Below are 26,592 nucleotides of genomic sequence, written 5' to 3'. Positions count from 1 at the left end.
GTCACTCTCCGGGAATGAGGAGCGGCGTCCAGCCCGCGCCGCTCTTGCTCGCTTCGACTGCTGTGGCAATGAACGCCATCGACCGGACGCCGTCGTCTATGCCGGGCAAAAGGGTCGCAGCCTGCCCACGCAATAGGCCGGCAAAATCCTTGTACAGATTGGCGAAGGCTTCCAGATACCCTTCCGGGTGGCCGCCGGGCGTGCGGCTGGCCCCTTGGGCGTCCGGCCCCAGCGTGGCGTCGCCAGCCTGGACGATCTCGGTCCGTCCGTCGCCATGATGCAGGATAAGGCTGTTTGGCGATTCCTGACGCCAATCTAGGCCGCCCGTCTCGCCATAGACACGTAGCCGCAGCCCGTTGCGCTCCCCCACCGAAATCTGCGATGCCATCAGCACGCCGCGCGCGCCATTGTCGAACCGCAGCAGCACGGTGCAGTCGTCGTCCAGCTGCCGGCCGGGCACGACGGCAGCGATGTCCGCCAGCAACTCGATAACGGTGAGGCCGGTCACGAACTCGGCGAGGTGAAACGCGTGGACACCGATGTCGCCGATGCAGCCGCCAAGGCCGGATCGCGCAGGATCGACGCGCCATTCCGCCTGCTTGCCCTCCGAACCAGCGGCGAGCCAGCCTTGAGGATATTCGACCACCACCTTGCGCACCGCGCCGATCGCGCCGGCAGCGACCCGCGCGCGCGCCTCCCGCACCAGCGGATAGCCCGAATAGGTGTAGGTAAGCGCATAGGGCTGACCGCTGGCGCGCACGATGCGGCGTAGCTCCAGCGCTTCGTCCAGGGTGGCGGTCGCCGGCTTGTCGCTCATGACCGGAAGGCCCGCGTTCAAAGCCGCGCGAGCGGCGGGCAGGTGCAGGTGGTTGGGTGTGACGATAGAGAGGAAATCGACGCCATCCGGACGCGCGGCTTCGGCGGCGATCAGCGCGTCGAGATCGGAATAGGCCCGGTCGGCGGCGATGCGATAATGCGCGCCAGCCTCTTTGGATCGCGCGGCATTGCTGCTGAATGCGCCAGCGACAAGGGAGATCTGGCCGTCCAGTTCCGCGGCGATGCGATGCACCGGGCCGATGAACGCGCCGGGGCCGCCGCCCACCATCGCCATTTTCAGCTTCGCCATGCTTATGCTCCCACCACTATCTGATCGACCGCCCCGAAGATGCCGCCTTCGACTTCGAGCCGGATGCGATCGCCAAAACGCATAAAGGGTGTCTGCGGCGCGCCGCTGTCGATCATCTCGATGGCGCGGCGTTCGGAGATGCAGGCGGAACCGACCTTCGCGTAATCGGCATTTGAGACGGTGCCGGAGCCGATGATGGTTCCTGCGACAAGATCGCGGGTGCGGGCGGCGTGGGCGACAAGATCGTGAAAGCCAAAGGCCATTTCGCCCCCATGGGGATGGCCGAACCATTGGCCGTTCAGCGTGACATGGAGCGGCAGCTGGACGCGCCCGTCCTTCCACGCTTCGCCCAGCGCGTCCGGCGTGAGCGCGAAGGGCGCGGCAGCGCAGGCAGGCTTGGCCTGCACCCAGCCGAACCCCGTTTTCATCTCGACGGGCGCGATGGCGCGTAGCGACCAGTCGTTGATGAGGATGACGAGCCTGATATGCGCCATCGCCTGCTGCGGTGTGACGCCCATCGGCACGGCGTCGGTGATGACGCCATATTCACCCTCGAAATCGATGCCGTCCGCTTCGTTGGGCAACGGAACATCGGCATGACCCGGCAGGAAACGGTCCGACAGGCCTTGATACATGAGAGGCCGGTCCGTCTCGATCGGCGGCAGATTGAACGCCTGCTGCATGAGCTCGCCATGCTGCGGGAATGCCGATCCGTCGAGCCACTGCCAGGCGCGCGGCAGTGGGGCGAGCAAGCGGCCCTGATCGAATTCCTCGCCTTCGCCATCGTCCAGACGATCCGCGAGCGATCGAAGCACCCGCTCGGCCTGCTGCCAGTCCTCCATGGCCTGCTGCATAGTTCGTTCAGCACGCAGGCAGCGCTCCGCGTCGCGTGATAGGACAACCAACGTGCCGTCCGGCGTGCCGTTGTCGAGGGTGGCAAGACGCATCGGCTTTAGTCCTCGAAAATCGCGACCGCGCGGGTCCAACCCGCCGATGCGCCCTTGATCTTGTGGGGGAAGCAACTGACGGTAAAGCCGTTACCCGGCAGGGCTTCCAGATTGTGCAGCTTTTCCAAGTGGCAATAGCCGATGTCGCGACCTGCCTTATGACCTTCCCAGATGAGCGAGGTGTCGCCGGTTTCGTTCACCTTCTGCGCGGTGTGGGCGAAGGGCGCGTCCCAGCTCCAGGCATCGGTACCGGTAACGCGCACCCCGCGCGTGGTCAGATACATAGTCGCTTCATAGCCCATCCCGCAGCCGACATTGACATAGTCGGGCCGGCCCAGCGCCTTGCCCGCCGCCGTGTTCACCAGCACGATGTCGAGAGGTTGCAGGTCATGACCGATGCGCGCCAGTTCATCCTCCACATCCTGCGCCGTGACGACATAACCGTCGGCGAAATGGCGGAAGTCGAGCTTGACGCCCGGTCGGAAGCACCAGTCGAGCGGCACTTCGTCGATCGTGATCGAGCGCTCGCCGCCGTTCATGGTCGGATGAAAATGATAGGGCGCGTCGAGATGTGTGCCGCTATGGGTGGTCAGCTTCACCCATTCTGACGCGGCGAATCCCGCTTCGTCGGGGGTGTCCTTTGCCGTGACGCCAGGGAAGAAAATGTCCAGCTCAGGCGCTGTATCCATGTGCGTCTGGTACGTGATTTCCGGCTTCAGGAAAGGCGGATCGCTTACGACGTCATTGCACAGCGTGATCGACAGATCGACAAAATGGCGGGTCATGACAGGGACTCCGGCAAAAATAAAAAGACCGCCGGTCCTTCGCGCCAAGGGAGGACGGCGCTTGGGACTGGCGGCATGACAGGCGGCCGCGCCTGTGTTTCGTTGGAACAGGTCATGCGCGGTTCAACCGGTTTTCCCGCCCAATGTTTCAGCAAACCAGTCGGCGAGAAGGTCGCGGCCATAGGCCATGTTGTCGGCGCCGACATGTTCGACGCCGCCCTCGCGGGGGGTGAAGATCATCTTCTCGCGGCGCGGGCTGTTGATAAGCTGGTCGTAGAGTTCGTCAGCGTAGGCGACGCTGATCTGCCGGTCGTTCGCGCCGTGCGTGACGAGGAAGGGCACATGCACGCGATCCATATGGCCGTTGAGGTTCATCGCCTCGGACTTTGCGAGAAAGTCCGCCTGATCCTTCGCGCCGAACGCCCAGTGGACATGCGCCCAGTAATGGGGGACCGGGTTCTCGCCCTCGCGCGCCATGCGTTTGCCCTGCACCTCGCGCCAGTTATGGTTTGCGCCCCACACCGCGCCAGAGGCAAAGCGCGGTTCGTAGGCGACGGCGCGCGGCGCGAAATGGCCGCCCAGGGAAATGCCGGTCATGCCGATGGCCTTGGGGTCGACCTCAGGCTGCTGCTCCAGCCAGTCCACCGCCTTGCTGGCCCAGCTTTCGCTGTGCGGATCGACGGGCAGCTTCTGCAAGCGCAATGCCTCGCCCGAGCCCGGCTGATCAACGCACAGGGTCGAAATGCCGCGCCGCGCCAGTTCATGGGGCAGGCGGGTCCAGTACAGCAGTTCCTTGCAGCTATCGAGGCCGTTGCAGAAGACGACCACAGGCTTCTTCCCCTCGCCCGGCGCGCGGGTGAAAAGCGCGGGCATGGTGCCGTTGTCGAGCGAAATCTCAACTCGCGCTCGGTTGATCCGACCGAGGCCGGTCGACCGGTCGAACGCCGCGCGCGCCCTGGCGTAGGTTTCCTCACGGCCCGGCGCACCATGGCCCTGCATCCGCTCGGCAGTGAACAGGTAGAGCGATGCGCGCTCCAGCTTGTTGGAGGCCGAAAAGGCGCGGCCTTTCGCCTCATCCTCGTCCGCCAGTTCCAGCAATTTATCGCCCATGGCCGCCCATGCCTTCATGAACGTGGGCGTGCCGGCGTCCGCGCCGTTTGCGGCGGCATCTTTGATGGGCTGGCACATATCGACGATCTCGCCGATCTGCCCGCCGCTCTCCATCGCGATCGCGACCGAGAGATTCCAGATATAGTTGGGGAAGGGTTCGTAGAGCGCCACGGGATCAGACCTCGCCGCCTACGAACAGTCCCTTGTCGGCTTCCGGGTGTGGCATGGTCTGCGGCCCGCCAACGCCAATACCCCACTGGTCCATCACCTTGGGGCCGGGCACATGGACTTTCGCCTCATGGCCCTCAAAGTCCACCTCTTCCAGTTCCGACGTATATTCGACTGCAAAGCCGGCGGGCGTGGTGAAATAGCTGAATGTGTTGTTGCCAGCCGTGTGCCGCCCCGGCCCCCAGCGAATGTCCGTACCCTTCTGCTTCAGTCGATTGATCCCGACCATCATGTCGTCGACCGAGAGCATGTCATAGGCGACGTGGTTAAGACAGGGCGGCCCCGGCAGCACGGCGATGCGGTGATGCGCTGCGTTGCAGCGCAGGAAGCACATGAAGTCGCCCAACCAGTCCGAAACCTTGAAGCCCAGCACGTCGCAGAACCATTGCACCAGCGCCTTGTGGTCCGGCGAATGCAGCACGATGTGGCTGATTTTCTGCGGCACCCCTTCCCAGCGTTCCAGCGTGCGCGGTACGCGGACGTGGACGTCGCTCGACACCTCGAACGGCAGACCGTCGGGGGAGAAGAAGCGGAACCCATAGCCCCCACCCAGCGTCTCCAGCTCTTTGGGCGCAAAGATGATCCGGCACCCCGACGCCGCCACCTTCTCATGCAGCGCATCGACATCGCTCCGGCTGTCCGCCGCCAGCGCGATCACGTCCACCCGCTGCTCGTCTGCCTGCCGCAGCCGCACGACATAGTTTTCCGCGCCGCCGTCCGCCGCAAAATACACCATCCCGTCCCGCTCGCCGGCCTCCACCAGCTTCCACTGGTCCGCATAAAAGGCCCGCTCCGCCGCCACATCAGGCAGCGCATAGCCAACATATCGAATCTCACTTACGCGCGTCATCCAACGGACTCCAAGGCAGGAAGGGGAAGGTCAAAGGCCATGTCGCGGGCGGATCGCCCGGCGAACAGGCCCGGATTTTCAATATCCACCCAGCCGTCCCGCCAGGTTTGCAGGCGTCGGTGGGCGATGACAATGACGATGTCTCGCCGTTCGCCCGCTGCGAGATGCACCTTGGCGAAGGCGCAAAGCGCCAATTCGGGCGCGCGGCGGTAAATCTGGATCACGTCGCTTCCGGCGCGGTCGGAGCGGTTCTCGACGGTGGCACGCACCGCCAGCCCGCCATCGTCGTTCCGTTCGACCTGAGCCGCCAGCAGCGCGACCTCGGCATAGCCCGATCCCTCGCCCAGCGTGTGCCGGGGATCGGCCATGCCCCGATAGCCAATCCGCGTGCCTTCGACATAAACGAGGTCGCCATTGACATCGGGCGTGAGCGAAAATGCGGGATAATCGCTCTCCTCGCGCGCGATGGCGACCGGCATCCTTCCGCCCGGCTCGCGATCGCCCGCCAATACCTGCGCGATCGCCTCGCCAAATCCTTCGCCCGGATACCATGCGATCAGCAACGCAGCCGCTTGGTCTTCCCACCGCGTATCAAAGGCATGACCGACATTGGCGACAACCGCCGTCCGGGGATTGGCGGCCGTCACGGCTTCGATCAGTGCGATTTGCTCTGCGGGAAGATGCGTGTCCTTGCGATCCTTGCTCTCGACGCTGGCGTCGGAGGTTTCGCCCACCACCAGGATAACGGCGTCCGCCTGCTTCGCCAACGCCACGGCGCGGGCCAGCATCGCTTCGGGCGTGTCCGGCCGGCGGATGCCGTACCATAGCCCGTGAACCCGCGCCGGATCATATGTGAACTCGATCTCGATCACAGCATTCTGACCAGCGTCGAGCGGCAGCGACACACTGCGCGCGTCTCCACTCTTGAGCTTGCCCATCACGTCCGACGAAGGGATCGGTTCCTGTTGCGCCAGAATTTCGCGACCGTCGAGGTGCATGACCACCGGCCCCGTGGCGCCGAGATAAAATATATGATCGCCGCTATGCTCCGCGTGGAACATACCGCGCGCCACGATACGGGCGGGACGATCAAGGGTCGCAACATCGTCGTGAACGCCGGTGAACCACACCAGCGAGTTGGTATCGCGGGTTTCGCTGGCGACAAGCCGGGCGTCCTGCCCCTGCCCATCATAATAGTCGATGGTCATGCCCTCGGCATAGCCGTCACCCAGATCGCGTATCGGGCGCACGGGCATCGCAGGCAGGCGCGGTTGCGGGTCGACCCCGGGCTCATAATCCACACGGGCATGGTCGGCGAAGCGCGCTTTGATGGCTTCAAGCGGGCGCACGGCGTCAGGGGACACGGCAATCTTGGCAAAGGTGCCGCCCTGATAGCAGGGGGCGGCCGCGTTCGGCCCGATGATGGCGATATGCTTGTCGCGCCCCGGCACGAGCGGCAGCAGCCCCCCTTCGTTCCGCAACATGACGAAGCCGGCCGCTGCCGCTTCGACCAGAAGCTCGTTTGCGCCCTTGCCCGCGATGAGCGCTTTCTTTTCCTGCTTGAAGCGCAGAGCCGCCCGCATCACACGCTGGGCCGCATCTTTGATCCGGTCGGCGTCGAGCTCGCCCTGTTCCAGCGCATCGTTCGCCTTGAAGCCGAGGAAACGCGCTGGGCCGGGCATTTCGAGATCCAGACCGGCCCGGAGCGTAGCGGCGGTCGAATGCGTGCCGAACCAGTCGCTCATGATGAGGCCGGGATAATTCCACTCACCCTTCACGATCGTCGTGAGGACGTGATGCTGTTCGGCGCACCAGTCGCCATTGACCCGGTTGTAGGCCGCCAGCATTCCGCCTGCCCCGGCCTCAGCACATAGCTCGAACGGCAGCAGATAGACTTCGCGCAAGGTACGTTCGTCGACCACGGCGTTCATCCGGTCGCGGTCGGTTTCGCTGTCATTGCAGACCAGATGCTTTACCACCGACGCCGTGCCGGTCGATTGCAGGCCGGTCGTCCAGGCAGCGCCCAGTACACCGGCCAGCACAGGCTCTTCGGAAAAATATTCAAACGCGCGCCCCGCCAAAGGGCTGCGGGCGAGGTTGACGTTGGGCGCCAGAACCATGTCCACGCCCATGCGGATCGCCTCGCCCCCGACCAGCGTGCCCACCCTCGCAGTGAGCTCCACGTCCCAACTGGCCCCGAGCGCCGTGGGGCAGGGCGTCAGCAACGCCACGTCCCGCTCATCCACGCGGCCACTCGCGATGCCCATGGGGCCGTCCGCCATAGAGAGCGAGGGGATGCCGGCCTTCTCATAGCCCACGGTCGACCACATGGCCGCGCCCGCGGTCATTGCGAGTTGTTCTTCAAGCGTCAGCGTATCGATCATGCAATCGTCTCCACGGCAAAAGCCATGATCTGTCGTGCCTGCGCGCGGACCGCTCCGGCAATGGCGTCGTCAACCAGCGCGTCGTCGGGACCGAAGGGGCGCTGTTCGACGGAATTAACGGCAATGCCCACTGGCGTCGGCCATCCGCGCATTGCGTGCACCACATCGCGCAAGGCTGACAAGGTCGTCCCGCACGCCTGCCATCCCGCGGCGGTCACGACCAGGCCGACCGGTCGGCCGTCGAAATAGACGCGATCATCGCCACGCAAGTCCTCCAGCAGGTCCACGGCGTTTTTGACGAGACCGGAATATCCGCCATGATATCCCGGACTGCCGATCACGATGCCGTCGCAATCGCGGATTGCCTCGACGAGTGCGCGCTCGTCCTCTGTGCGGTCAGGCTGTTCGGGATTGAAATGAGGGAGGCGTGCGAGCGCGGGCCCGTCGAACATGGTCGTTTCCGCGCCCATGGCCGCGCATTGCGCCAGTACGGCACGCACGAGTCGCTCGCTTGACGATGCCTGCCGGAATGTTCCGCCCAGGCCCACGATCCGCTTGGGACGATCAGGCATTTCTCACTCCTTGTCGGTGCGCGACCTTCTGACGGATCGCGCACCTGTCGATACGATCAGGCCGGTTCGCGCACCTTGAACGCCGGCATCACCTTGTCGGAAATCAGCTGCAGCGTCTGGTTGCCCAGCCGCAGCCTTTCTTCGGTCAGCGGGCCGGTGGTGGTGCCGCACAGGATATTGCCTATGCCCAGTTCTTCATAAGGCTTCAGATGCTCGATCACGGTCTCGGGCGCGCCATAGAGACACCATGTGCCGATCCAGTCCTCGGTCAGCGCGTTGGGCGTGCGGTCGGTCTTCTTGTTGGCGCTGTCTGATTCGGCGCGGGCGTTGAACTCCGCTTCGCGCTCGATCGCGTCCTGATAGGAGCGCAGGATGATTTCCAGCTCTTCGCGCGCCTGGTCGTCGCTTTCGGCGACATGGACGCACTGATAGGTATGCGTGGTCCAGTCGAGCGCCTTGGCCACGACATCCGGGGCATGCCCCGCCTCTTCCAGCATCTGCCGATAGATGCCGTAATATTTGGCGACATGCTTCATCGGCTCGGTCCCGCCAATCTTGGGCGGGGTGAAGGCGGGGATAAAGGCTGGCCATCCATTTTCGGCGGCGCGACGGGTGCTCGTTTCCTTCATGGCGACCGGCATCAGCGGCGCATGCCCCTTCGTATACTGCGCCGGGGCGATCCGCTGAAGCACCCGCCCCTTGTGCGGACCGTTATCGATCTCGATCGCGGGATCTTCCATGCCCTTCGCCCACAGCTGTTCCGCGAGCGCCAGATTGGCTTCTGAAACCGCGCCAGCATCCTTGTAGTTGACGCCGAAGCCTATCATTTCCTCCGGGGTCGTGCCGCTCCCGACGCCCACCATCAACTTTCCGTCGGTCAACTGATCGAGGATGTTGATGCGCTCCACGAAGCGCACGGGATGGTGCAGGGGCACTGATACGACCGAGAAGCCGAAATGCATCCGCGGCAGCTTGGCGGCCAGATAGGACGCAAACATGAAGCTGTCGGACGCGATCGGCATATAACCATTGAAATGATGGTCTGGCATGAAGATGGCGTCGAAGCCCAGCGCCTCCGCCAGGACGGCGTGGTCTGTCAGATCGTGAATCAGCTGGCGATCCTTATCGGGCGCCATCGACCGGGCATTCAGAAATACGGAAAAGCGCATCATCCCCTCCAGCGGCGCAAATCGCTCGCGCTCATATGACGGCCGGTTTACATTGGCTTCCCAAGCCGTCAGAATAAAGATAAATTAGAACCAACGTTATTATTATTGATAAGGTGACGATGCCGGCGATGTCAACCGTGAAAGCGAAGACTGATTCTATTTCCCTGACGGCGGAGGCTTCACGCGTTCCGCAGCAGGGGCGTAGCCGCGCGTCCTACGAACGGATGTTGACCGCCGCGGAAAAGCTGATGGTGAAGCGTGGCAATGACGACTTCACCCTTACCGAAGTGGCGAAAGCCGGAAAGGTATCGATCGGCTCCATCTATCTGAGATTTGACAGCAAGGACGATCTGATCCGGGCTGTGCATGGCCGTGTCCTTACAGAGATTGGCGAGGAACAGGATGCGATGATGGCGCAAATTCGTCAGAATACATCGACGCTCGACGAATTTTCGCGCCAGTTTGTGGAGGCCTATGCCGAGCTGCTCAAGCGATTCAGCCCGGTGCTTCGTCCCATCATGTTTCGCGCCATCTATGATCAGGCGATATCGGCACTTGGCAGGAGTTCGGCGGAGAAACTGGAGCGAGAAGCGGAGGCGCAGTTGTTGCGCTTCGCAGATGAATTCGGACGGCCGGACCATCAACGGCTCGTCAGCAATGTGTTCCGCATGATCTATTATACGCTTGCGCGTTTCCTTGGCCTGGGCTCGTCGCCGGAAGCCGCCAACCAGGGGAATTGGGAAGAGTTGAAGGAAGATCTGGCGATCATGTGTCCAGCGTTTCTGCGCGCAAAAAAATGAGCCGGAGGGTGACGAACCCCACGCCGGCGCCATAAACCCGCGCGTCTCAGATTTGTCTGCCCGGACGCCGGAGCGGACCAGCGAAGGGTAATATCGGACACCTTGAGGCAGTATCGATCGCGTCGCGTTTCGGCCGGTCATAAACGAGGAGGTGCGGCCGCCCCCTGCGTGCCGCACCCCTTCAGATCAGGCAGCGAGTTGCAGCTCGCGGCCCGTTTTCGTGGTCGGCACGAAGGGAAGGTAGGACACGCGCATTCGCACCGCGATGTCGACCTTGTGCGCGCCTGGTGTCAGGCCGCCCGTCCTCAGCACCGTCACCTTCGCCTTTTCACCGAAGTTCCAGCGATCGTCATAGACGGTCTCCATTTCATCGAGGGTCCAGCTGCGGCCCCGGACGGAAAAGCGGATGTCCTCGCGCTTCACCGGCTCGCCATCGATCGTAAGGCCGATGTCCTCGATCATCGAAAGGCCAAGGCCACGGTAATAGGGCAGGCGGGCGAGCAGCGAGAAGCCGATCGTCTCGCCGTTCTCGACGGCATTCTCGAAGCCCTCGTCGCACAGCATCATCTTGTCGAACATGTCTGGTGTCTCCTCAGGTCGCGAGCGCGGTGGGGGTGGGTTCGCCGATCAAGCTCTTGAGCATTTCCTGCTGACGCCGCACCTGCTCGACCGAATCGACTTCCTGCGCGTCCTCGATCCAGCGATTTCCTTCATATTCCGAGCAGATATAGCCCTTGTAGCCGCCCTGCTTAAGCACCCGGACGATCTCTTCATAGGGAATGGACGGTTCGACCAGATTTTCATCCATCTGGTAGAATTTGCCGTGAATATTGTGGATGCGGTGCATGTAATCCAGCATCCGTTTCGGCTCGAACGCTGCATTGTGGCGCAGCGTTTCCGCCATGCCGAGCGCAGGCCCCTCACCGCCCATCTCACGCACGTTCAGGATCACATATTCCGAAAGAACGCGGTCCTCATAGGCTTTCTCAATATAATCGGCGATGTGTCGCGGGACGCCGTTGCGGATGAATCGCTCCTTCCACACCGGCGGAAACTTGAACAGGAACATCCCCATGTCGGGCAGAAACCCAAGCGCATCGGAACCGGACTTTTCGAAGGCTTCGGCGTGTCGGATGATCCAGGGATGATCGAAATGCAGCGGTGCGTGCACCTCGATCAGTATCTTGATATCTTTTTCCTCGGCATAGGGCGCGGCGACGACCAGAACTTCGGGCGCGATCGACACCAGCGCGCGGACATATTTGACGCCGAGCCGGGCCGCGAAATCCAGATCCTTCCTGACGCTGGCGACCTGCTCCTCTAGGGACATGGTCCTGCCCTTGTAGCGTTTGTAGTCGAGCATGAAATCGTGGCAGACGGCGGTCGCGTTGTAGGTCTTGATGAGGTGGTGCCACTCCTCGATCTTCGCGTCGTCGACGGCAGCCTCGGGCCAGCCCCAGAAGGTTTGCTCGCCGATGACCTCGATACCCGACGCACCCATATCTGCACACGCCTTGAAGCAATCCTCCAGGGTCATCTTGCCCTGGAAGGTTTCGTGCTGAAAACTGTAGAGGCTGACGCCCCGCTTGATGTCGCTTGTCATGATTTACTCTGCAGGAGCGATGGATGGATTTTGAGTGCTTCCGTCACGCAGGAAGCCAATGATCGTAATGCCGGCAAAAATGCCTACCAGGCCCGCCGCAAGAAACGCGCCCTGCATGGACCCGACAAGGTTTTCCGCCTGATGCACCAGCCAGGGACTGGAAAATTGGCCAAAGAAGAAGCAGGCGGTCCACACGCCCATGCCGCGGCCGCGATGTTCAAACGGCAACATGCTCTGCGCCCAGAAGATGATGGTCGCAACCGCCATGCCCGCGCCTGTCTGCTGGACGATCAGGGCGGCAGTCAGCCAACGCCAATCGGGCGCGAGGCCGATCCCGGCAAGGCCAAGGCCCAGCAGCCCGAAAAAGGTCGCCAGCTTGATCTTGTGCGACATGCCGCCCATCAACCGAAAGATCAGCGCACCCAGCATGACAAAGAGGCTGGGTATCGCGGTGAGCTGGCCAATGCGGGCAGAGTCCATGACGCCGACCTCTCGCCAGGCAAGCGAACCGCTGATGATGAACACATAATAGAGCGCTGACGCCACCAAAGTGGTGCCGCCGATCAGAACCAGTGACGCGCCTGGAAAAGGCGTGCGCGCCGCGGGCTCTTTCCGTGCAATATCTGCGATGGTCGCACCATCCGCGCGACGCGGTTCGAACAACCAGAGGATCATCGCGATGAAAATCGGGAAGGCGACCGCATAGACAAGGAAGATACCGTTCCACCGCACAGCCGATGCCATACCGGACAGAAGGATGACGCCCGACGCAAGGAAAGGGCCGCAAACGCCCTGAAGAAACAGCCAGTCCTTGCGGCCGCGGTCGTCCCAATAGTCGGCGATCAGCGCGTTCACGATCGTCAGGATCGCGGCCTCCGCCACGCCCAGCAACAGCCGACACACGATCAGGGCATCAAGGCTGTCAAGAAAAAAGGGCGCGGTCCCCACGACGCCATAGAGCAAGGTCGCCCCGATCAGAAGCGGGCGGCGGCCAAAACGGTCGACGAAGAAGCCGGCAAAGGGCGCGATCAACGCGATGGTCAGGCCTGGCGCCGACACCATCATAGGCACTTTCCAGCGCGCGTCGGGGTCGGCGGCAAAATGGTCGATGATGGCGGGAATTGCCGGGAACATCGACACGATCGCAAAAATCGGCAGGAAGCCCGCAAAGACGATTGTTGCGCCTTGTGGCACAAGGGTTAGTCGGCGGAAGAAATCGACGATGGAATGCACTGCGCCTCGGGCTCCTCTACACCGGACGACTCCTACGCCGCCTCTAATTAGAACCAATATTCGTCTATTGGTTGAAGTCTGCAGTGTCAAGCCATCCGGCACCATGCGATCGACTTGACGATCCCACCCGCAGCATTTAACGGAATAGAATAATGGTTCTATATTAGGAGGGAAGTGCATGCGTGACCGGGCAACGGGACGGGACGCTGCTGTCGCGGTCGCACCACAGAGCGCAGTCGCTTCAGCCGCCCTGCTCAGTACCGGGCAGCGCAGCCTTGCACTTGCCATCGTCGCGACGGCGATGGTTCTCGATCTGGTCGACATGACGATCATCAACGTCGCGGTTCCAACCTTGCAAGCGCAACTGGGCGCCAGCGATGCAGAGGTCCAATGGATGGTCGCGGGCTATTCCACCGTCTTTTCGCTGCTTCTCATCACCGGGGGGCGCCTGGGCGACATGGTGGGATATAGCCGGGCCTTCTTGCTGGGCGTTGCGGGCTTTACTCTGACCTCGCTGCTGTGCGGGATCGCGCAGACGCCTGGCCAGCTTGTAGCAGCGCGACTGCTTCAAGGCGGCGCGGCGGCGATCATGTTGCCGCAAGTCATGTCGCTGACGCAGATCATGTATCCCCCCCATGAACGTGTGTCTGCCCTGGCGCTGTTCGGCGTTCTTGGCGGTCTCGCCGCAGTGCTGGGGCCAGTGATCGGCGGTTTCCTGCTCAGCGCCAATTTGCTTGGCCTTGGCTGGCGCCCGATATTTCTCGTCAATTTGCCAATCGGCATTGCAGCGCTGGTGCTTGCGGCGCGCATTCTTCCCGCCGGCAAGTCCTCCCGCAGTCCACGGTTCGACGTTCCCGGGACCTGTCTGGTTCTTGCCCTTCTCTTCGCGCTTATTTTCCCCCTGATCCAGGGACGTGACTATGGCTGGCCGCTCTGGGGGTTCGTGCTGATGGGATCGAGCGTTCCGATTGCGGCGATTCTGATGCGCTACAGCCGGGGTCGCATGGCCCGTGACGGGTCCGCGCTGATCGTGCCGGAATTGTTCCACGCGCGCGGATTTTCGTTTGGCCTGCTGACGACAATTGCCTTCCAGATAGCGACCGGCGGCCTCATGTTCACGCTCACGCTTGCGATGCAGCGTGGGCTGGGCTTTACCCCGGCCCAAGTCGGGCTGGCGCATGTTCCGTATGCGTTTGGCGCCTCCTTTGCGATCGGTATGCTGTCGCGCAAGGCCTTGCCGCGCTATGGCCCCGTCATCATAAGCTGGGGGGCGCTGCTGATGGTTACCGGCCTCGCCGCGCTAACCTGGCTGTTTCACACACCTGATTTGATTGCGCATGCGCCACCGCTATTGGCATTGCCGCTTCTCATCATGGGCTTGGGAATGGGTCTGACCGGCGGTCCCTTGCCACCCTGCGCGCTGTCGGAGGTTGATGTCGACCATGCCGGCGCCGCGTCCGGCATGCTCAAGGCCGTGCAGCAACTGGGCGCTGCGGTCGGAACAGCGGCGGTCGGAACACTTTTTTTCCTGGTTCAGCCGGAACAGGACGTGGTCAGTGCCGACGCCCTCAGGGCATTCAGTGTGTCAGCGGGCGTGATCTGCGCGATGCTATTGCTCACCGCGGTGCTGGCGCTTTACATTCCACGCAATCTCAAAATCCGCGGCCACGCGCCGCCGCGCTGATCGCGCCTCTTGCGAAAGCTAACAACACTAGATAAAGAAATAGAATTACAGTTCATTTCAGGTCGCCCATTGTCGACCAGGGAGAGGAAATGGCAGAACGCCATCAGGCCGACGCGGCAAAGCCCGCTGGAACAGCCTTAGAAAAAGGCGTCGATCGACGTCAACTGATCGGCGGCGCGGCTGTGTTGGCCGTGCTGGCCGGCCTTCCCCTTTACATCTGGCAGCAAAGTCGGGGCGGCGACGAAACGGGTGCGAGCGAGTCGGAAAAGCTGCTGATCGCGCGCTTGTCCGACCTTGTCATCCCTGCCACCGATACGCCTGGCGCAGTGGCGGTTGGCGTCCCCGCCTTCGTCGAACTGGCCCTGCTCCATGGCTTGGACGAAACCACGCCGCCGATTTCCGGACCCGTGCGCATGGCCGGCTATCGTGGCGGCTTTCCGGTGTTGGAGCAGGTCGCGCGGGACCTCAACCGGCATGCCTCTGGCGACTTCCTCAGCCTCAAGCCGGACCGCCAGCATACGCTGCTCGCGGCCTATGATGGCGACGCCTTTGGGGGCGAACGGCAGGATCATCCCTGGAAGAAGCTCAAGGCCTTGATCCTTACCGGCTATTACACCTCCGAAGTCGGCGCGAGCCGCGAGTTGCAATATGAACTGGTTCCGGGCCGCTGGGAGCCGGACCTTCCCCTTCCCCCCAACAACCGCTCCTGGTCGAGCGACTGGACAGCGGTGGATTTTGGATGAGCATGGATTTCGACGCGATCGTAGTGGGTTCAGGCATCACCGGCGGGTGGGCCGCCAAGGAACTCACGGAAAAAGGCCTCAAGGTGCTGATGATCGAGCGGGGACGCATGATCGAGCATGGCACGGATTATGTCACCGAAACCAAAGCCCCTTGGGAAATGGAATTTCGTGGCGAAGGCGACGCGGAACTGTATGCCCGCGAATATCCGGTGCAGCGGCTGAACCGGCATTTCACCGAATTTACGCAGAACCACTTCGTCAATGACAAGGACAATCCCTATGCCGTTGCCGACGGCACCCAATTCAACTGGTGGCGCAGCTACCAGCTAGGCGGGCGGTCGCTGACCTGGGGACGACAGAGCTATCGCTGGTCCGACTATGATTTCGGCGCGAACAAGGCGGACGGCTACGGCACAGACTGGCCGATCCGCTATGCGGATGTCGCGCCCTGGTATGACTATGTCGAAGATTTCATAGGCGTCTCGGGTGCTGCGGAAGGACTCGCATCCCTGCCCGACGGCAAGTTCCTGCCGCCCATGGCCCTTAATGTCGTCGAACAGCATGTCCGTCAGGCCATCGCCCAGAAATGGCCTGATCGCTGCCTGACGATCGGCCGCACCGCCAATCTGACCCAACCCAAGGAAGGGCGGGCCCCCTGCCAATATCGGTCGATCTGTGCCCGGGGCTGTTCCTATGGCGCCTATTTCAGCACGCAAAGCTCGACTCTTCCGGCCGCGAAGAAGACCGGCCGGCTGACCGTCATCACCGACTCGCTCGTTGAGGCTGTCGACTATGATCCAGTCAGCAAGAAAGCATCGGGCGTCCGCGTCATCGATGTGAAGACGGGCGCACGGACCCGCTATGGCGCGCGCCTCGTCTTTCTCAACGCAAGCGCTTTCAACAGCGTCCACATTCTGCTGCGCTCGCGCTCCGAAGCCTTCCAAAACGGCCTTGCCAACAGCAGCGGCGTGCTGGGGACGCACGTCATGGATCACGCGTCGACGCTCTCGACCATGGCGATGATCCCGGGATTTGAAGATCGCACGACCTACGGTAATCGACCGACGGGCGTGGTCATTCCCCGTTTCCGCAATCTCGACCGTAAGGACGGCGACTTTACGCGCGGTTACAGCTTTCAGGGCGGTGCGCTGCAAAGCGGATGGACAGCGGCCAAGCGCTCCGCCGGAATTGGTAAGGATTTCAAGGAACAGACCCGCAAGGTTGGCCCATGGCGCATGGTCTTCGTCGGTTTCGCCGAAAGCCTGCCGCGCGCGACAAACCGGCTCACGCTCGACCCCGTCAAGCTCGACCCGCAGGGGCTGCCGATGCTCAACATCCATTTCGAGCATGGCGACAATGAGCGTCGCGCACTGGCTGATGCGAAGAAGGAAGCGGCGGCCATGATGGAAGCGGCCGGCGGTCATGTCGTGATGGGGTTCGACGAACCCGGCATCGGCGGATCGGCAATCCACGAAATGGGCGGCGCCCGCATGGGCCATGATCCCAAGACTTCCGTCCTGAACCGGTGGAGCCAGGCGCATGACGTTCCCAACCTGTTCGTCACCGACGGCGCGCAAATGAGTTCGTCCGCCTGCCAGAACCCCTCGCTAACCTATATGGCGCTCACGGCGCGCGCCTGCGACCATGCGGTCTCGCTGATGAAGGAGGGCGTGATTTGAACGCGCGCTGGGCGTTGCCTGGTCTCGCGCTGATTGCCCTCTCCGCTCCGGTCTTTGCCCAGGCCATCGACAATCACCGCGTCATGCGCGACTTCATCGAGCGGCTTTATGTCAAACATGATGTCGCTGGAGCATTCAAAGCGCATGTAGCGCCCGACTATATTCAACATAATCCAGGCTTGCCCGACGGTCGGCAGGCGGCCATCGAGGCGCTCGCCCCGATGTTCGCGCAACCCGGTTCACGCTTCGACGTGAAACATGTGCTTGTCGACAATGATCTGGCGCTCGTCCATTTGTTCGGTCGCGGCAAGCCCGGCACAAACGGTGCGGCCGTGGCGGATATCTACCGGCTTGAAGACGGAAGGATCGTCGAACATTGGGACGTGCTGCAACCTGTCGCCCCTGACAGTGATCCACTCGCCACGACGATCGGCCCGAAGGAGAAGGGGGATACGGCGCGTAATCGGCAGGCATTCAGTGCGTTCATCGACACGCTATTTGCAAAAGGGGATGTCGAGGCAGCGTATAACCGGTTCGTGGCCGCTAATCTCATTCAGCATAACAGCCGCATGGGCCAGGGCAGAGCCGGGGCGATAGCGGCGATCACCGCGCTACGCGCGGCTCCGGGCGCGACATTTTCCGTCCAGCGCACCCTCGTCGACGGCAATTTTGCGGCCGTCCATTATCGCGGCAAGCTATCGGTCACCGACAGGGGCGCAGCGATCGTAGAGATTTTCCGTTTCAATGATGAGGGCATGATCGTCGAGCATTGGGATATGTTCCAGCCCCTCCCGGAAACGTCACGCAACGCTCATCCCATGTTCTGATCCATCGCTGCCACGAGGTGGAAAAGAGCGGCAACATTCTGCAGTCACGGCCCTTCTTCCAATGCCTCTTCAGATTGTTCGTGCAGCGATTTCGCGGCGTATGCGCTCATGCTGGCCGTCCATGGGCCAGAAGGCGATCACGACAATCTGCACCAGCATGATGCCGATCGGCCAGCCATAATAGGACCAGCGAATCGCCGCTCGCGCGCTGTCTGACACCGTCGTGGGATCATAGCCCGCCATCCCGAGCACATAGGCGATAATCGCCGTGCCGATCGCCATGCCGATCTTCGTAGACAGGCTGATGCCCGACGACAGCAACCCTTCGTTGCGAATGCCGAAAATCCATTCATGATAATCGACGGCGTCCGCCGCCATGGTGAAGATTGCCGTCATCGTCAAACTGATCAGGATCGCCGCAATCAGGAATATGGCGAGGAACAGGCCGTGTTGCGCCTCGATCATGGGCAACGTGCAATGCAGTGCGATCGCGAGGATCAGCGCCACGATGCAGCCTTTACGAATGCCCGTGCGCTTGAAGATCATCGGTGCGATGAACGCGCTGAGCAGCAATGTGCCCGATACCGCTGGCAGCAGAATGCCGATCATCCAAGGCGCTTTCATGACCTCGATCGCAAAAAAGGCCGTGACGGATAGCACGCAGCCGAAACGCACAAAATTGAGCGTGCAAAAGAGGAACGTCACGAACCATGCACGATTGCGCAGCATCTTGCCGATCTGCGGCCCCACCGCCTCGCCCTTCGGCATTTCGTCATGATGGCGCTCGCGGCAACTTGCGAACAGATTGAGGAGCGCTGCAAGGGTTAGAACAGCGAAAACGCCCGCAACCAGCGCAAAGCCGAGCCGTTCGTCGCCGCCACCCAATAGCCCAACGAGAGGAATGGTGGCGGCCGTCGCCAGGATGACCGACACTGATGTGCCGACGGCCCGTGCGCTGCCCAGCTGCATCCGGCTGCCATGGTCCTTTGTCATCATCGGCATCAGCGCCGAAAAGGGCACCGCCAGGAAGGAATAGAGGATGCCGAGCAGGGAAAAGGTCACATAGGCATAGGCCAGTTTGGCGCCGGCCGATCCGTCGATGGTCGTGAACGTCAGCACCAGCAGAATGGAAAAGGGGACGGCGGTGAACAGGAAATAGGGGCGGGTCCGTCCCCAGCGCGTCCGCGTCCGGTCCACCAGCAGCCCTACGCCCAAGTCAACGCCTGCGTCGAACAGGCGGGACAGCAGAAACAACGTTCCCACAGCAGCGGCCGGCAGCAAGGCGACATTGGTATAGAAATAGAGGAGGAAGGCGCCGACGACATTCCAGCCTAGGCCACAAGCAAAATCGCCCAGGCCGTAGCTTATCTTTTCCCAGGATCGCACGCGGTCTGGTTCCGCATCGGAGGGAAAGGCTGTCTCTTGGTCGACACCTGACATTGCAATCGTCATTGCTCTTTCCCTCCTTTAATCCAGCGCGTGAGGGGCGGCTCTGCCGATTTGGCCATCCCCGCCCCTTGATCCTTCGGTCTATTTCTCCCGGATCAGCACGCAATCATCAGAAATCGACCGACAACCGCACGCCGTAAGTACGGGGATTCCCGAATTGAAAGTTGAAGACATCGTCCGGGCCTGCCGCAGTATATCCCGCAAAGGTCAGCGGACGGACATTCTCCAAATTGCGCACGAACGCCTGGATGCCGAACCTGTCACTCTCAGGCCGCCACTCCAGACTGAAATCCGATTGCGTGTAGGCCTTTTGCAGCGAATCGCGGTAATTGAAGAAGGTTAGATAATAGTCGCTCTTGAACCGCGTAAAAGCGTCGGCGGTCAGCGTACCTGCGGAACCCAATCCGAATATATGCTGATAGCCAAGACTGATGACAAATTTGGGCGTCTGCGCCAGGCGGTTGCCAGACAGGTCGGGATTATCGATCGCCAGCAGGCCGGTCTGATTCGGATCCGCCGGGTTCAGCACGGCATAGGACGCGATGAACTCGTCATATTTGGCGCTCAGATAATTGAACGCCGCAGTGAAGCGGTCGTTGCGGGACAAGTTGATGACCGTCTCCGCCTCAACGCCCCAGATGGTCGCCTTGCCCGAATTGAAGGTCTGTGCGCCCACTGCGGAATCCAGCAGGACATCGTTCTGCAGATCCTTATAGTCGTAGTAGAACGCCGTGACGTTGAACTGATTGCGGGACCCAGGCCCGAAATTCAGCTTCATGCCGCCTTCATAGGCGGTATTGCTTTCGGGCTTGAACACGCCCACCGCGTCGAAACCACCCGCCTTGTACCCGGACGACACCTTGGCATACACCAGCGTGTCCCGGTTGGGCTTGTAGTTCAGCCCGGCCAGATAATTGAAACGGTCGCCGCTATAGCGCAGGTTGAGCGGGTTGGCGGCGGGAGTGGTGATCTCCACCAGGCCCGAATTGAACTGGAAACCGTAATTATTGTACAGCGCACGGCGCTTGTCCTTTGTATAACGCAGGCCACCGACAGCTGTCAGCACGTCACCCAAAGGCACTTCGACCTGGCCAAAGACCGACCAGCTTTCACTGGTCACGAAGCGGCGGAAATAGTTGATGTAGCTGCCGACGCGACCCACGGGCGGTCCCACGAACGGATTGTAAAGGCCCGTGTTGGTGGATTGCTTTTCCTTGAAATAGAAAGCGCCCGTCTGCCACTCGATGCCGCCGGCGTCGCCGTTCAGGCGGATTTCGTGGCTCTGCGTATCCACGCCAGACCCGTAATTGCGGAAGAAATAAGTCGGCGGAAGCCCAAGGCTGCCGTCATTGTCGGTCGTGCGGTAGCCGCCCGTATAGGTCACCGTCGCGGGACCGAAATCATAGGCGATCCGACCACGTACGGCATCGGACTGAAGATTGAAGATGCCCGTGCCAGTCAGCGCCGCAATATAGTTATTGCGATCGATACGGGACAGGAAATTGGTGTTCTGCGGAATGCACTGCACGCCCGGCGTGTTGGGGCCAACCTCTACAAAGCCGTTCCGCTGGCAATTGGCACCCGGCGCGTTGGCGGGATCGTTCAGATTGACAGACGCCTGCGTCGCCGGAACGATTTCTTGCTCGATATGCTCGTAAGCGGCGTCGATAACCAGACCGTCCAGCGGCTTGAGGCGAATGGACGCGCGTCCGCCCCAAGTATGATCATCGCCGCTCCGCTGGCCGCGCGAAGCCGTGAAATAGGGCAGGTTCAGGTAGGGCGTGCCGCTATGCTTGTTATAGCCCTTGTGATCGGAAAAAATGCCGGCAACGCGGATGCCGCCGACATCGCCCAGCGGTACGGTCACGCCGCCGTCCAAAATTACCTGATTATAATTACCATAGGTGGCTGACGCGTTTACGGCCAATTCATCACCCGGTTTGCGGGCAATGAAGTTTACGGCGCCGCCGGTCGAGTTGCGGCCGTAGAGCGTTCCCTGCGGTCCCCGCAGAACCTCGACGCGCTCAATGTCGAAAATGGCAGCGTTCAGAACGGTAGGGCGGTTGATATACTCGCCGTCGATGTTCACCGCGATCGACTGATCCTGGGCTTCGCCGTTGCTGAGCGTGCCAACCCCGCGGACGGTGACGCGCGTTGCCGTCGTATCGCTGGTGATCTGAAGCGAGGGAGAAACCTTCTCCACCGAAGCCACGCTGTTCACGCCTGCCGCTGCCAGTTGCTCAGCAGAAATCACGGCGATCGCGATGGGCACATCCTGCACCGACTGCTGGCGATTTTGCGCGGTAACGATAATCTCGGCGGACGCATCTTCGCCAGAGACGGCAGATGCCGCCTGCTGAGCATAGCCAGGGTTTGCCAATGCGGAAAGCGCCGCCCCAGCCATGAGTGCTGACATGCGGCCAAGATACGTCATATTTCCTCCCCATCGCGCCTTATCGGCCATAATTGCGAACTACAATGATCGTTTTAATATGACAGGTTGAGGTGTCAAGCCATACACGAATGATGGTTATAGTTTTTGTTTCTGCTCAGCTTAATGGAGCCGCGCTTCGTCCCTGCGGCTGCCGCTGCTCAAAGCTTATCTTCGATCATGCAAAAGAGAGGACAGATAGAGATAGGCCCGCCGATACTTTCGACGACCTTCAAAAGATTTGCGGATAAGGGAGAATATGGTGCCGGGGACGACATCGAATTAGGACAGTAAGCATCTGAAATATATAAAAATTATGTTCATTTATTTTTGACGATACCATTAAAAATACCATCAAAATCTGTTCATTTTTAGTTCGACATTTGTTCGCGCCGAATCGTTTCAATTTTGCGGCGAATTGCCTTTTATCTGAAAACTTGTTTTCGAACAAAGTAACATGCTTTCGTTGCCTGGTTCATGGCACCTCCCGCAAAAGCACTTCAGCCTGTGCCAGCACCGTCTGTACCGCCTCCTCGGCGAGGTCGGGCGGATATCCGAATCGCTTGAGGATACGCTTTACCAAGACCCGCATCCGGGCACGGGCACTTTCGCGATGATGCCAGTCTACAGTCACATTTTGACGCAGTTGTTTGAGCAGCTCGTGCGCGATCACCCGCAGCTGTTCGCTACCCATGGCTTCGACCGCGCTCTCGTTTTCGGCCAGCGCATCATAAAATGCTAACTCGTCTGGCGTGAGGCCTTGGTCTTCGCCCCGTTGCTGGGCAGCCTTCAGGTCTTTGGCTAGTGCGATCAGCTCGTTGATCATCTCAACCGCTGACAGAGCACCGGCATGATAGCGCGCCACTGCATCCTCCAGCCGCCTGGAGAAGGCCCGGCTCTCGACGACGTTGGTTCGGGTACGGCTTGAGATTTCGCCAGCCAGCAGTTTCTTCAGGGCCTCGAGGGCAAGGTTCTTCTTCTCCATGCCCTGAATTTCGAGCAGGAATTCCTCGGACAGTATGGAGATGTCCGGGGAATCGATTCCTGCCACCTTCAGAATATCGACGATCTCGGCCGAGGCAACGGCACGGTCGATTAGCTGCTGAACTGCCAGCGTCTTGTCGGCCTGGCTGAGCTTACCTGTGGCGGTGTTCTTGGCGATGGCGGCACGGACGGCCTGGAAGAATCCGATCTCGTCGCGGATATCGCGAGCCTCGTCACTGGCCGAGGCCAATGCATAGGCCTTGGTCAGCTCAAGCACGAGATCAAGATAGCGCCGATGGGCCTTCTTTTTATCTTCTGCCGATTGGGCCTTGCCGGCTTCAGCCTCGGCCCATTTGAGAACCCAGTCGATGGCGCCGGCGAGGCAGGTCAGCCTTTCCATGGGCGCGCCGTGGATGCCGGGCTTATAGTCGAAGCCGTGGAAGATCCCACTTACGATCTCGTAGCGTTCCAGCAGGACGGCGATCGCCTCCGCCTCATCAATGCCGGTCTTTTCCTGATCGGAGTCGGTGTAATCGCTCAGCGCCTTTTTCAGGTTCTGGGCGATGCCGATGTAGTCGACGATCAGGCCGCCGGGCTTGTCGCGAAACACTCGGTTCACGCGCGCGATTGCCTGCATCAGGCCATGGCCGCGCATCGGCTTGTCAATGTACATGGTATTCATGCAGGGGGCGTCGAAGCCGGTCAGCCACATGTCGCGCACCAATACCAGCCGCAAAGGATCTTTCGGATCACGGGCCCGCTTCGCCAGCCCGTCGCGACGTCGTTTGTTGCCGATGTGCTGTTGCCAGTCGAGGGGATCCGACGCTGCCCCGGTCATAACAATCTTGATCACGCCGGTGGCATCATCGTCAGAGTGCCATTCCGGACGAAGCGCCACGATATCGTTGTAGAGGTCCACGCAAATCCGGCGGCTCATGCAGACAGCCATGGCCTTGTACTCGGTGCCGTCAGTCCGGGCTTCAAGATGCGCCACCATGTCTGCGGCAATCTGTTGCAGGCGCTTTTTCGAACCCACGAGCGACTCAACGGTTGACCATTTGGCCTTGGCCTTCTCGGCCTCACTCAGTGTGTCGTCCTCAACCAGAGCCTCGATCTCTGCGTCGATCAGCGGCTTCTCGTCCTCATCCAGTTCAATCCGGGCAAGGCGACTTTCGTAGTAGATCGGCACCGTCGCGCCATCTTCGACGGCTCGGCTGATGTCGTAAATGTCGATATACTGGCCGAAAATCGCCGGCGTATTAACATCGGCCGCTTCGATGGGCGTTCCAGTAAAGCCAATGAACGATGCATTGGGCATCGCTTGGCGGATGTAGTGGGCATAGCCATACCGGCGGGCACCAGTTTTCGCGTCCAGCTTGGCATCGAAGCCATACTGGCTGCGGTGGGCTTCATCCGCCATGACGATCACGTTGCGGCGGCCCGTCAACATTGGGAAGCTTTCCTCGCCGCGCTCGGGCGAGAACTTCTGGACGGTAGTGAAGATTACCCCGCCAGATGTGCGCGCCAGCAGGCGCTGCAGATCTTCGCGGCTTTCGGCTTGCTCAGGATTCTGACGCAGCAGATCCTTGCACAAGCTGAAGGTAGAGGCGAGCTGATCATCAAGATCGTTTCGATCGGTCAAGACTACGATCGTAGGGTTCTCAAGCTCGGGGGACTTGACCGCGAGGCCGGCAAAGAACGCCATCAGGAAGCTCTTTCCCGAGCCTTGCGTGTGCCAGATGACACCGATCTTGCGGTCGCCGTCCGGGCCACTCGCATCGACGGCCTCGCGGATGGCTTTGCGTGCGCCGTGGAACTGATGATAGCCAGCAACGATCTTGAATGGACCTGCGCCCGCATCGCCAAACACAATGAAATCGCGGATCAGGGCGAGAATGTTCTCTCGGGTAAATACGCCGCGCAGCAGGGTTTCTAGTTCGGGTTGGCCGCGATGAGCGAAGTCTTCGCCGGTCACCGTGCGCCAAGGCATGAAGCGTTCCTGATCAGCCGTCAGTGAACCGATCCGCGCTTCGATGCCGTCAGACGTCACCAACACGGCGTTGGTCCGGAACAGGCTGGGGATCTGGGCAAGATAGGTCTGCAACTGATGAAAGGCGTCAACAATGGTGGCGTTCTCTGCCGCCGCGTTTTTCAGTTCGAGCACCGCCAGCGGCAAGCCGTTGACGAACAGGATCACATCGGGCCGCCTGTTCTGGCTGCCCTCCACAACGGTGAACTGGTTGACCGCCAGCCAGTCGTTGGCATCGACCTTATCGAGATCGAGTAGCCAGACCTTGTCGCCTACGATCCGCCCGTCGCTGTTGCGGTACTCCACAGGGACACCATCGGTTAGCAGGCGGTGGATGCGGCGGTTTTCCTCGACCAGCGAGCCGGTTTCGCTCGTTAGGAGCCGGCGGATCGCTTCCGACCGCGCCGCTTCGGGTAGCGTGGGGTTAAGATCGGCCACGGCCCGCTCCAGGCGTGGCAGCAGGATGACATCAGAAAAGGCCTGCCGTTCAGCCGCCGCGCCGTCTGGCGCAATGACTGTGCCATGCAAATAGTTCCAGCCCAGATCCTGCAGGATCTCGATGCTCGCCTGTTCGACCACATCCTCGGAGAAGCTGGTCATGCAGGGACGACCCCTTCCACCACCGGGACGTCCCAGACGCGGCATGCAAGCCTGGTAAGGAAAAGCTGACGCGCTTCCACGTCCGTCACGGTCCATTTGGGCCAGCAATCGAGCGCTTGCACGGTTTTGGTAATCTGGTCGGCCACGCCGACAAGCTGCGCCGCCGTGTTAGCCTGGCAGCGGGTCAAAAGAAACTTCGACTGGGCGTAGCTTTTGATTTTCTCGGAATACTGGGTGTTCGAAATGGACCGATTGATCGATTTTTCGATCAGTAGCAGGTTGCCGAGGCTCTGGATGACGGCGTCATCCTGAGCATGCTCGCCAAATTCAGCAATCGCGGCTGCATCCGCCCCTGCGGCCATGATGTGCTCGATGTCGTTGCCCCCTGCCGTATAGTCGGCCAACCGGTCGCGTGACTCGCTTGGACCATAGGCTTGGAGGTCCACCGCCTGGGTGATCTTTGCGAGCAAATAACGAAGACGGAATTGGCGCAGCCAGGTCGACTTCATTTCCTTCATCGTTCGGGCGAATTGCGGCGCGAGGTCTGCTCGCTCCTTCACGAAAGTCTCGGCGATGAAAGCGTCGAACTCATCTGGCTTGATGTGGCGCAGCTTGTGAGCTGCATCTACGATTTTACGCTCGTATTCTTTGGCGGACACCCATGTCACCAGCCATACGAACATGGTCTTTTCGACCTCCGCAGCCAAGCGGGAGAACTGGGATGCAGGCAAATGTCGCCCCGCCAACAACAACATGAAATGTTGTTTGATCGATTGGCCGCCGAGCAAGCGCGTGTTCTCGATTCCGGGCTCGGGCTGACCGAGAACATTTTTTCCGCGCGAGAAATTGGCATAAGCCCGTGCGGCTTCGCGCAGTCGCTTCGCAAAGGCCAAGGGCTCAGTCGTATGGCCCGTTAGCTTCGGATTCTTCTGGAACCAGTCGTAAATTGCGTCTTCGCGTAGTTTGCTGTCGAGATCGAACGTGGCCAGGAGATAGTAACGCAGGAACCGCAGCGGTTTCTCATTGACGGCATAGATCTCGTCGGTCAGCGCTTTCCATACGCTCTTGAGTTCGGTGAATTCCTGCCCCTTGGCATGCATGAACAGTAGGTTTTTGAGCAGATCCATCGCGTCGAGCCCGACCCCGCGATCGTTGATCGTCTCAAAGATCTTAAGGGCTTTGGCAATGGTGGGCGTTTCGATCCTGATCGCCTTCACCTTGTTGGTGAGGTAGCCGTAGAAGCGTAGCAGCTGCGCCTGATCTTCGTTGAACGTGGTCGACAGGAATTCCCGCACGGTGTCGTAGGCACCGCCCAAATTGCGGATCGAGCGAGAGCCATCGCGCGGAGTCTCCAGTGCC

Annotated in this window: 20 protein-coding genes; 5 read left to right on the top strand and 15 right to left on the bottom strand. The window is 60.9% G+C overall.

Annotated elements, in window-relative coordinates:
• Position 1 precedes the first annotated feature (1 nt).
• The 8 genes from SAB01S_RS16760 to SAB01S_RS16725 form a co-directional block, all read right to left on the bottom strand.
• Positions 2–1,126: a Gfo/Idh/MocA family protein gene (locus tag SAB01S_RS16760; protein WP_062734437.1), complete on the bottom strand. Its 1,125-nt coding sequence runs from the start codon at positions 1,124–1,126 to the stop codon at positions 2–4.
• 2 nt (positions 1,127–1,128) lie between these two features.
• On the bottom strand, positions 1,129–2,073 hold the full coding sequence (locus SAB01S_RS16755) for a fumarylacetoacetate hydrolase family protein (RefSeq protein WP_062734435.1): 945 nt from the start codon (positions 2,071–2,073) through the stop codon (positions 1,129–1,131).
• 5 nt (positions 2,074–2,078) lie between these two features.
• On the bottom strand, positions 2,079–2,858 hold the full coding sequence (locus tag SAB01S_RS16750; protein WP_062734434.1) for a cyclase family protein: 780 nt from the start codon (positions 2,856–2,858) through the stop codon (positions 2,079–2,081).
• Positions 2,859–2,981: 123 nt separating this feature from the next.
• Entirely contained in the window at positions 2,982–4,139 is a 1,158-nt protein-coding gene (locus SAB01S_RS16745) for an alpha/beta hydrolase family protein (RefSeq protein ID WP_062734432.1), read from the bottom strand.
• Positions 4,140–4,143: 4 nt separating this feature from the next.
• Entirely contained in the window at positions 4,144–5,046 is a 903-nt protein-coding gene (locus SAB01S_RS16740) for a VOC family protein (protein WP_062734431.1), read from the bottom strand.
• Positions 5,043–7,430 (bottom strand): glycoside hydrolase family 3 C-terminal domain-containing protein, encoded by a 2,388-nt coding sequence (locus SAB01S_RS16735; RefSeq protein ID WP_062734429.1) that lies wholly within the window; start codon positions 7,428–7,430, stop codon positions 5,043–5,045. The genes SAB01S_RS16740 and SAB01S_RS16735 overlap by 4 nt, the downstream gene beginning before the upstream one ends.
• Entirely contained in the window at positions 7,427–8,002 is a 576-nt protein-coding gene (locus tag SAB01S_RS16730; protein ID WP_062734428.1) for an NADPH-dependent FMN reductase, read from the bottom strand. The genes SAB01S_RS16735 and SAB01S_RS16730 overlap by 4 nt, the downstream gene beginning before the upstream one ends.
• Before the next feature lie 56 nt (positions 8,003–8,058).
• Complete coding sequence (locus SAB01S_RS16725; RefSeq protein WP_245646513.1) at positions 8,059–9,174, bottom strand: LLM class flavin-dependent oxidoreductase; 1,116 nt, start codon at positions 9,172–9,174, stop codon at positions 8,059–8,061.
• A gap of 116 nt (positions 9,175–9,290) precedes the next feature.
• On the opposite strand from SAB01S_RS16725, the gene SAB01S_RS16720 reads away from it, so the two are divergent.
• Positions 9,291–9,971 carry a TetR/AcrR family transcriptional regulator gene (locus tag SAB01S_RS16720; RefSeq protein ID WP_245646514.1) on the top strand — a complete coding sequence of 227 codons (681 nt, stop codon included), beginning with the start codon at positions 9,291–9,293 and terminating at the stop codon, positions 9,969–9,971.
• 186 nt (positions 9,972–10,157) lie between these two features.
• Here SAB01S_RS16720 and SAB01S_RS16715 read toward each other — a convergent pair whose 3' ends face one another.
• Genes SAB01S_RS16715 through SAB01S_RS16705 form a run of 3 tightly spaced genes read right to left on the bottom strand, consistent with a single transcriptional unit; the run spans position 10,158 to position 12,807 of the window.
• On the bottom strand, positions 10,158–10,550 hold the full coding sequence (locus tag SAB01S_RS16715; RefSeq protein ID WP_062734425.1) for a C-glycoside deglycosidase beta subunit domain-containing protein: 393 nt from the start codon (positions 10,548–10,550) through the stop codon (positions 10,158–10,160).
• 13 nt (positions 10,551–10,563) lie between these two features.
• Complete coding sequence (locus SAB01S_RS16710) at positions 10,564–11,574, bottom strand: sugar phosphate isomerase/epimerase family protein (RefSeq protein WP_062734423.1); 1,011 nt, start codon at positions 11,572–11,574, stop codon at positions 10,564–10,566.
• Between the two features lie 3 nt (positions 11,575–11,577).
• Complete coding sequence (locus SAB01S_RS16705; protein WP_062734420.1) at positions 11,578–12,807, bottom strand: MFS transporter; 1,230 nt, start codon at positions 12,805–12,807, stop codon at positions 11,578–11,580.
• 178 nt (positions 12,808–12,985) lie between these two features.
• On the opposite strand from SAB01S_RS16705, the gene SAB01S_RS16700 reads away from it, so the two are divergent.
• The 4 genes from SAB01S_RS16700 to SAB01S_RS16685 all read left to right on the top strand — a co-directional run bounded on the left by SAB01S_RS16700 (position 12,986) and on the right by SAB01S_RS16685 (position 17,740).
• Positions 12,986–14,491, top strand: a complete 1,506-nt coding sequence (locus tag SAB01S_RS16700) for an MFS transporter (protein WP_062734418.1) — start codon at positions 12,986–12,988, stop codon at positions 14,489–14,491.
• An 89-nt stretch (positions 14,492–14,580) separates the two neighbouring features.
• A complete protein-coding gene (locus SAB01S_RS16695; RefSeq protein WP_083951413.1) occupies positions 14,581–15,234 on the top strand; it encodes a gluconate 2-dehydrogenase subunit 3 family protein in 654 nt (217 codons plus the stop codon).
• A complete protein-coding gene (locus SAB01S_RS16690) occupies positions 15,231–16,913 on the top strand; it encodes a GMC oxidoreductase (protein WP_062734417.1) in 1,683 nt (560 codons plus the stop codon). The genes SAB01S_RS16695 and SAB01S_RS16690 overlap by 4 nt, the downstream gene beginning before the upstream one ends.
• Positions 16,910–17,740, top strand: coding sequence for a nuclear transport factor 2 family protein (locus tag SAB01S_RS16685; protein WP_062734415.1), 831 nt, complete (start codon positions 16,910–16,912; stop codon positions 17,738–17,740). The genes SAB01S_RS16690 and SAB01S_RS16685 overlap by 4 nt, the downstream gene beginning before the upstream one ends.
• 69 nt (positions 17,741–17,809) lie before the next feature.
• Here the strand turns inward: SAB01S_RS16685 and SAB01S_RS16680 are convergent, their stop codons facing one another.
• From SAB01S_RS16680 to SAB01S_RS16665, 4 genes are all read right to left on the bottom strand, one after another.
• A complete protein-coding gene (locus SAB01S_RS16680) occupies positions 17,810–19,192 on the bottom strand; it encodes an MFS transporter (RefSeq protein ID WP_062734413.1) in 1,383 nt (460 codons plus the stop codon).
• Positions 19,193–19,298: 106 nt separating this feature from the next.
• The gene (locus SAB01S_RS16675; RefSeq protein ID WP_062734464.1) at positions 19,299–21,623 is read right to left on the bottom strand and encodes a TonB-dependent receptor; all 2,325 of its coding nucleotides are present in this window, start codon (positions 21,621–21,623) and stop codon (positions 19,299–19,301) included.
• Positions 21,624–22,095: 472 nt separating this feature from the next.
• On the bottom strand, positions 22,096–25,233 hold the full coding sequence (locus tag SAB01S_RS16670; RefSeq protein WP_062734411.1) for a type I restriction endonuclease subunit R: 3,138 nt from the start codon (positions 25,231–25,233) through the stop codon (positions 22,096–22,098).
• The coding region (locus SAB01S_RS16665) for a DUF262 domain-containing protein (RefSeq protein ID WP_062734409.1) at positions 25,230–26,592 on the bottom strand (1,363 nt) is incomplete at its 5' end. The genes SAB01S_RS16670 and SAB01S_RS16665, both read right to left, overlap by 4 nt.

Origin of the sequence: Sphingobium abikonense NBRC 16140 (genome assembly GCF_001598335.1) — a bacterium.
Taxonomy (GTDB): domain Bacteria; phylum Pseudomonadota; class Alphaproteobacteria; order Sphingomonadales; family Sphingomonadaceae; genus Sphingobium; species Sphingobium abikonense.
The sequence above is the reverse complement of the archived record's forward strand: the minus strand, read 5'-3'. Positions and strand labels throughout refer to the sequence as shown.